General features: G+C 72.3%; 6 protein-coding genes and 1 pseudogene. 3 read left to right on the top strand and 4 right to left on the bottom strand.

Features of this window, described 5'->3' with window-relative positions:
- Positions 1-134: 134 nt before the first annotated feature.
- Both ACFFNX_RS39635 and ACFFNX_RS39630 read right to left on the bottom strand, forming a co-directional pair.
- On the bottom strand, positions 135-1,049 hold the full coding sequence (locus tag ACFFNX_RS39635) for a LysR family transcriptional regulator (protein ID WP_378211299.1): 915 nt from the start codon (positions 1,047-1,049) through the stop codon (positions 135-137).
- A gap of 710 nt (positions 1,050-1,759) precedes the next feature.
- Positions 1,760-2,599: a GH25 family lysozyme gene (locus ACFFNX_RS39630; protein WP_378211298.1), complete on the bottom strand. Its 840-nt coding sequence runs from the start codon at positions 2,597-2,599 to the stop codon at positions 1,760-1,762.
- A 308-nt stretch (positions 2,600-2,907) separates the two neighbouring features.
- On the opposite strand from ACFFNX_RS39630, the gene ACFFNX_RS39625 reads away from it, so the two are divergent.
- Positions 2,908-3,375 carry a protein-tyrosine phosphatase family protein gene (locus ACFFNX_RS39625; protein ID WP_378211297.1) on the top strand — a complete coding sequence of 156 codons (468 nt, stop codon included), beginning with the start codon at positions 2,908-2,910 and terminating at the stop codon, positions 3,373-3,375.
- A 50-nt stretch (positions 3,376-3,425) separates the two neighbouring features.
- Positions 3,426-4,340 (top strand): NAD-dependent epimerase/dehydratase family protein, encoded by a 915-nt coding sequence (locus tag ACFFNX_RS39620; protein ID WP_378211296.1) that lies wholly within the window; start codon positions 3,426-3,428, stop codon positions 4,338-4,340.
- Between the two features lie 33 nt (positions 4,341-4,373).
- Here the strand turns inward: ACFFNX_RS39620 and ACFFNX_RS39615 are convergent, their stop codons facing one another.
- Positions 4,374-4,859, bottom strand: coding sequence for a MarR family winged helix-turn-helix transcriptional regulator (locus ACFFNX_RS39615; protein WP_378211295.1), 486 nt, complete (start codon positions 4,857-4,859; stop codon positions 4,374-4,376).
- Positions 4,860-4,945: 86 nt separating this feature from the next.
- Here ACFFNX_RS39615 and ACFFNX_RS39610 point away from each other — a divergent pair, with 86 nt between their 5' ends.
- On the top strand, positions 4,946-5,590 hold the full coding sequence (locus ACFFNX_RS39610) for an FMN-dependent NADH-azoreductase (protein ID WP_378211294.1): 645 nt from the start codon (positions 4,946-4,948) through the stop codon (positions 5,588-5,590).
- 107 nt (positions 5,591-5,697) lie between these two features.
- Here the strand turns inward: ACFFNX_RS39610 and ACFFNX_RS39605 are convergent.
- Positions 5,698-5,924 (bottom strand): annotated as a pseudogene (locus ACFFNX_RS39605) (M6 family metalloprotease domain-containing protein); the annotation flags it as partial.

Genomic DNA, 5,924 nt, shown 5'->3' with positions numbered 1-5,924 from the left:
CGGCCCCACGAGGGCCGGGCCGGTCAGGAGGTCGACCGCCAGCCGGGCCACGGCGAACGTGCCGCAGTCGTGGTGCGGTCGAGGTCCTCCGAGTCCGGGCGGCGACCGCCGACGGCGGCGTGGCCCACGGCGCCTCATCGTCGTGCCTGGAGGGCCTCTTCGGGGCGGCTCAGGTGGGCGTCGACCAGGCCGGCCAGGGCGCGCACCGCGGCCGTCGGCTTGCGCCTGCGGGGCGTCGCGAGGTGCAGCGACCACTCCATGCTCTCGTCCTTGATCCGCATGGTGCGTACGGCGTCGTCGCCCTGGACCGCGAACGGCGGGACGATCGCGACACCGACGCCGTGGCGGACGAAACCGGCCGCGGCGTCGAGCGCGTCGACCTCCACGGCGATGCGGCGCTCGATCCGCGCGGCGGCGAAGACCCGGTCGGTGACCGCACGGGCGGCATGGCCGGCCGGGAAGTCGACGAACTCCTCCTCGGCCAGGTCCGCGACCGCGACGACGCGCCGCCCGTCCAGCGGGTGCCCGGCCGGCACGGCGAGGACCTGTGGCACGCGGACGAGCTCGCGTCCCTCCAGCTCCCGGTTGAGCGTGTCGACGACGCCGAGGAGGCCCACGTCGACCTCGCCGCTGAGCAGGGCGGCGGCGATCCCGGCCGAACTGCCGGACTCCACCCGCACGCGCATCTCCACATCCGGGTAACGGCGCCGGAAGTCGCCGGCCAGCCCCGGCAGGTCCACCAGGCCCAGGCCGGCGAGCATGCCGACCCGCACCGAGCCGCGCACGCCCTGGCCGAGCTCGTCCACGGCGTCCCGCGCTCCCTGCGCGGCGTCCAGCACCGCCAGTGCCTCGGGCAGCAGGGCACTGCCGGCCTCGGTGAGCATGACCCGCTGGGCGTTCCGCTCGAAGAGCGTGACCCGCAGATCGCGCTCGAGAGACGCGATCGCCGCCGACACGGCGCTCTGCACGACGTGCAGCCGTTTGGCCGCGAGCGTGAAACTCTTCTCGTTCGCCACAGCGACGAAGTAGTTAAGCTGCCTCAACTCCACCTGAAAAGTGTGCCAGCCCGTCGGCGCGAGCGGGTAATGGACCCCATGAACGCCGATATCGAGCAGGCGACATAACGTCGTTTCTCAAGGTCGGCGGTGTTTTCCCGGCCGGACGGGCGAGCGGAGGAGGGCCCAGGCCCGGCCGACGCGTCCCGCGCGCGGCGACCGATGTGGTAGTGGGCACGGGCGGGGGCCGGACGCCATCCGCTCCCGGTCGCGCGCACGCGGGACGGGAGCGGTGAAAACAGCGGGCATCCGCCTCCGCGGCCGAGCCGGAAAACCTCATACGGCAGCGGCGAACGCATTGGCCATTCTTCCGAAAGAACGGCCGGAAATTAGCGAGGCGAGCGCACCTTTGTTGACACTGAGCGACGTTCTACCCGGCCTTCAGTAAAGCCGCCGCGGCACGGCCGCCGAAGCCGTGCGCCGGGCCGCGATCCGGCTTCGGCACGGCCCTCGGCCCGAGTGGCCGTACCCGGCTCACGGCTCTCGCGCGGCCGATCGCGGGCCGGTCCGGGCGTCGCGGCGGACCGGCCCGATGCCCCCATTCGTCGCGGACGATCCACCGCCGAAAACCGGGGCCCGTCATTATGTGCTGCTATTTCATAGGTGCCGTCATCGAGCATTCGGTGGGGATCCGCCACGCCCGGCGTTGAGCGCGAATGCCGAAGGCGCCCGGCGTTCGCCGGGCGCCTTCGGGCCGGGAGAGGTCAGGGAGTGTTGTTGGCCAGGGCGATGAGCCGGTCGTGCGCACCGTTGAACACGTCCTGGTCACCGGGGAAGGTGCCCGAGTCGGCCCACTGCCAGAAGGTGTAGAAGCCCCAGCCCGCGGGGAGCGTGCCGACGCTGCTGGAGTAGCGCGCGATGGCCAGCGGGTCGTTGCTCGCGTAGGCGCTGGTGTTGCCGGTGCAGGTCGTCCACCAGTCGGTCGTCGTGTAGATCGTGGCCCAGCGGCCGGTCTTGGCGTGGTACTCGTTCAGGAAGCTGGTGATCCACGTACGCATCGACGCCTGGCTGAGGCCGTAGCAGGTCGCGCCGTTCGGGTTGTACTCGATGTCGAGCATGCCGGGCAGCGTCTGGTTGTCCGCCGACCACGCGCCGCCGTGGGCGGCGAAGTAGTCGGCCTGGGCGGCGCCGGTCGAACTGGCCGGCTGCGCGAAGTGGTACGCGCCGCGGACCAGACCGGCGTAGTAGGCGTTGGTGTAGTTGGCGCTGAAGTTCGGGTCACGGTAGGTCGTGCCCTCGGTCGCCTTGATGTAGGCGAACTGCGCGCCCTGGTTCTTGACGGTGGTCCAGTTGATGGTGCCCTGGTAGTGGCTCACGTCGAGTCCGGGCAGGCCGCCGGGGGCCGCGAGCGGCGTGACGCCGGTCTGGTGCTCGTGGGCGGCGACGGTCGAGCCCATGTAGTCGCGCTCGGGGTGGGCCATGGGGTTGGGGGTGGCTGCGTGCGCGGGCGCCGTGAGACCGACGGTCGCGGCGCCGATGGCAGCCGCGACGGTGATGAGGGACCTCAGCCGGCGGGCGACACGAGGGCGGGGAGATGCGGCCATGGGGGGCTCCTTCAAGGGGGCGGGTTCCAAGAGGACTTGGCAGCACCTTGATTCCGACAGATTTTGACCTCTAGCGCAATGGTGTCGAAGGAATTTTCCTTACCTCGTGTTTACTCACCGTGGGTTTCGCCTCGTAAACGGCGTCCGCCTCGACACCCGGCCGCATTCGGCCAGACGCACGCCTTGACGGCCCGCCGCCGACCCGAATTCCAAGGTCATCCGGGATGGTCGCAGGATCTTTGAACTTTCGGATGCGCTGTCGGCGATCACTCGGACGGAGCACGCTCCGGCGGGCGACAATGCCGCCCATGACCAGAGAAGGCGACGGCACGGGGCCATGCTCACGGCTCGACGGCGCGATTCGGCTACCCGACGACTCCTGGGTGCGCGGCCGCGGCCTGCGCCACCCGCCGCCCGGTGGCCCGCGCCCGGACTTCGGTCTCTACCTCGGCTCCGCCCGGCTCCGCCGCCGGCATGACGCCGCGCTGTCCTGGCCGCACACCTGGGTCGACTGGCCGGACTTCGGTGTACCGCGCGACCGGCAGCGGGCCGTACGGGAGATCCGCGCGCTGCACGAACGGGCGCGTGCGGGCACACCGGTGGAGGTCGCGTGCGGCGGTGGCGTCGGCCGTACGGGCACCGTCATCGCGTGTCTCGCCGTGCTGAGCGGACTGGCACCGTCCGACGCCGTCGCCTGGACCCGCGCCAACCATCACCGCCGGGCCGTCGAGACGCCCTGGCAGCGGCGCTGGGTCGCACGCTTCCCCACCCCCTGACCCACCCTGGCGAAGCCGCCCCTAGGGTCGGAGGCACGGGAGATGATCGCATGAGGATTCTCGTCACCGGCGCGACCGGCGTCATCGGCCGGCGGGCGGTGCCGCTGCTCACCGCGGCGGGCCACACGGTCACCGGCGTGGCCCGGTCCGAGCGGAAGGCCGCGCTCCTGCGCGAGATGGGGGCCGACCCCATCGAGGTCGACCTGTTCGACCCGGCCGAGGTGCGCACCGCCGTGGCCGGTCACGAGGCCGTCGTCAACCTGGCGACCAAGATCCCGTCCCCGTACCGTGCCGCTCGCCGGAGCGCGTGGTCCGAGACCGAGCGCATCCGCCGGGAGGTCTCACGTCACCTCGTCGACGCGGCGCTGGAGGCGGGCGCCGGCCGGTTCGTTCAGGAGTCGATCGCGTTCATCTACCCCGACCGCGGCCACGCGTGGATCGGCGAGGACGTGCCGCTGGACCCGCCGCCCCTCGGCCGGGCCAATGAGGCCGCCGAGGCCCAGGCGCGCCGGTTCACCGAGGACGGCGGCACCGGCGTGGTGCTGCGCTTCGGCCAGTTCTACGCATGGGACTCGACCCACACCCGGTACATGCGCCGGATGGCGCGCCTGCGGCTGCCGGCGCTGCCCGGCCCGAGGTTCGCCTACGCGTCGTCCATCGCCGCCGACGACGCGGCCGCCGCGGTGGTCGCCGCCCTCGACGCGCCCGCCGGCACCTGGAACGTCACCGACGACCGGCCGCTGACGCGCGGGGAGTTCCACCGGGCGCTGGCCGAGACGCTCGGCGTACGGCCTCCCCTGACCACCGGCTCGCTGCCGCTGGGGCTGAGCGGAAACCTCCGCTTCTACCTGCGTTCGCAGCGGGTCTCCAACCGCCGGTTCAAGCAGGCGACCGGCTGGTCGCCCCGCCATCCGGACGCGGCCGCCGGCTGGCGGGCGATGGTCGCCGACCACGAGGGCGGTTGAGCCGGGGCCCGATCGCGGGCTGGAGAACGGACCTCAGCAGGCGGCGTCGGAGTCGTCGGCCGCGGCCTCGGTGCAGATGACCGGTTCGCCGGTGACGGCCTGCTGGAGCAGGCCGTAGAGCGTCTCACGCTGGGCTTCGTCGAGCGCGCCGAGCACGTCGTTCTCGACCGCCGCGAGCGCGCACTCCGCCTTGACGAGCACACGCGCCCCCCTGTCGGTGAGCATGACGACGTGCCGCCGGCGGTCCTCGGGTGAGCGCCGCCGCTCGATCAGGCCGTCGGCCTCCAGGTCGTTGAGCAGCCCGACCACGTTGGTGCCGTCCATCTCCAGCGTGCTGGAGAGCGCCTGCTGCGAACAGCCGCCGTGCTGACGCAGCACCGTCAGCGTGACCAGATGTCGCGGGCGCAGGCCCAGCGGCGCCAGCACCGACTCCGCGCGGAGCCGAATGCGGCGCGCGAGGTGGTCGAGGAGCGCGCCGGACCGGTGCACCGGCTGGTTCACGACGGGGAGCTCGACCACGAACCAGATTCTAGCCGAGCCCACAGTTGACTCATGTGCTACAAATAGCTTGCCCTACACAAACGATTAACCGGGAACGAAGAATCATGGCTCATCTGCTGCACATCGACTCGAGCATCAAGGGCGAGCAATCCGTCAGCCGGAGGCTCAGCGCCCGCGCCGCCGACGCATGGCGCGCGGCCCATCCCGGCGGGACCGTCACGTACCGCGACCTCGGCGCGCACCCGCTCCCCCACCTCGACACGGCCGGTGGCCTGGCCCGGATGGTTCCGCCGGAGGACCACACGCCGGAACAGGGGGCGTCGTGGCGGCTCAGTCAGGAGGTGATCGAGGAGGTCAGGCAGGCCGACACGATCCTGCTGGGCCTGCCGCTCTACAACTTCGGCGCACCGAGCAGCGTCAAGTCCTGGGTCGATCACCTGATCGGTCCGGGGGCGGTCGACCGCGAGAGCGGGGCCGGCCTGCTCGGCGGCCGTGAGTTCATCGTCCTGGCCAGCCGCGGCGGCGGCTACGCCCCCGGCACGCCCCGCGACGGCTGGGACCACGCCGAGCAGTGGCTGCCGCACGGCGTGTCGATGACCGGCCTGGAGCCGCGCTTCATCACCGCGGAACTGACGCTCGCCGAGAGCAATCCCGCGATGGCCGAGCTGATCCCGCTGGCCGTCAAGAGCCTCGCCGCGGCCGAGGAGGCGATCGACCGGCTCTGGACGCCCACGTCCGTCACGGTCTGATCGCACGGCGCCGCGGCCGGCGCGGGGGGCGCCGGCCGCGGCCTCCCGATGGTCGCCCTCCCCTCACTCACCACACGGACGGCTCGTCTCTCACCGGCCGCTTCGGGTCAGCCGACGACCGCGCAGACGGTCGTCGCCTTCTTCGCCGGATCGCTCTCGGACGTGGCGGTCACCTTCACCGTGCCGAGATGGGCCGCACCGGTCGCGTGCCGCGCGTACACGGTCACCGCCGTCCGCCCGCCGGCCTTGGCCGTGGCGAGGTCGTTCGGCAGCCAGGCCGACCAGCCGCGGCCCGCGGCGGTCGCGGACAGCCGGTAGACGTCGCCGTCGCGCT

Source organism: Actinoallomurus acaciae (assembly GCF_042429965.1).
GTDB classification, from domain to species: Bacteria; Actinomycetota; Actinomycetes; order Streptosporangiales; family Streptosporangiaceae; genus Actinoallomurus; species Actinoallomurus acaciae.
This window is presented reverse-complemented; position numbering and strand designations above follow the sequence as displayed.

What these genes read in the sequence shown, in the direction of transcription:
- ACFFNX_RS39630 (WP_378211298.1), bottom strand. Translation starts at nt 2,599, where the DNA reads ATGGCCGCATCTCCCCGCCCTCGTGTCGCCCGCCGGCTGAGGTCCCTC.
- ACFFNX_RS39625 (WP_378211297.1), top strand. Translation starts at nt 2,908, where the DNA reads ATGACCAGAGAAGGCGACGGCACGGGGCCATGCTCACGGCTCGACGGC.
- ACFFNX_RS39620 (WP_378211296.1), top strand. Translation starts at nt 3,426, where the DNA reads ATGAGGATTCTCGTCACCGGCGCGACCGGCGTCATCGGCCGGCGGGCG.
- ACFFNX_RS39610 (WP_378211294.1), top strand. Translation starts at nt 4,946, where the DNA reads ATGGCTCATCTGCTGCACATCGACTCGAGCATCAAGGGCGAGCAATCC.